Source organism: Elusimicrobiota bacterium (assembly GCA_040757695.1).
Classification (GTDB): domain Bacteria; phylum Elusimicrobiota; class UBA8919; order UBA8919; family UBA8919; genus JBFLWK01.
In genome coordinates, this window is record JBFLWK010000246.1 from 1 (window position 1) to 1,183 (window position 1,183).

General features: G+C 28.8%; 1 protein-coding gene. It reads right to left on the minus strand.

The annotated features are described in order from the left end of the window. A partial coding sequence (locus AB1349_14525) for a lipid II flippase MurJ (GenBank protein MEW6558541.1) occupies nucleotides 1–1,183 on the minus strand: 1,183 nt, incomplete at both ends.

Below are 1,183 nucleotides of genomic sequence, written 5' to 3' on the forward strand. Positions count from 1 at the left end.
TTTTATTTTTCTATAAAAAATCAAGATTTCTTCCGTTTTAAAAACTAAACCTAAGAAACTGAAAATGGCCGAACCCAAACCTATGGTTAAAACTATATTGACCATTTCCCAATTAATATTCAATCTTCCATAACATATAAATATTAATCTACTTAAAGAATAAACTAAAATAAGACTTAATAATGTCAGAAGAATGATTTTTATTATGTATATTCCATAAAATCCATTGCAAAATCCCGGATATCTTTGCTGAATTATCATTGTTGCACCGACAGTCATAGTTAATAAAGAAACTAAACCAGCAATCACAAATCCTTGAATCCCTATCAGTTTGACCAAAATTAGAGATACTATTAAAAACATAATTATTGATATAATCGACATGACGGCAATTTGTTTTGTTTTTCTCATAGCATAAAGTATTTTTGTTAATATTAAGTTATACCCTGTAAAAATTAAGGTAAAAACATGTAAAGATAATACTTGATATGTCATCTGAGTATCTGTACCATTAAATTCCCCTCTTTCAAAGAATAGATGTATAACACTGCGACCCAAAAAAACAATATATACACATAGAGGTATTGTAAGCGTCTGAAGCACTCTGATTGCTTTTAATGCTAATGTTTTTAATTCCATAATATTATTGTTAGTAATTTTTTCTGCAAAGACAGGAAAAATAACCAGCGGAAGCCCTGAAAATAAAATACCTGAAAAAACCCTCACGATTTTATCGGCATAGTTTAGATAAGATAAACTCCCTTCACTGAGAAAAGAGACAATAATATTTGTTATAATAGTTGATCCCTGTGCAATAATTGATTGAAAAATGAATGGAACGATCAAAAAAAGCAAATTCTTGAACTCGGCATGATTGAAATTTACCGTGAATATATATCTGTATCCTTTCAGATATAAAGCATAGATAAGAATTATTATTGTTAGTAAAGAGCCGAGAATATTACCTAAACCTAAACTGAGAACACCAAGAATAGATTTACTTAGAAAAAGCAACATAATCACAAGAACCGGATGTACAATACGTACAACAGATGTCAAACCGAATTCCTTATAAGATGTAAATACAGAAGTGAGAATTCCTGCTAATAAAATAAGAAAAAAATTAGGGAATAGTATTCTAGATAATCTTATGGTTAATATTTTTGTCTCACCACTAAATCCA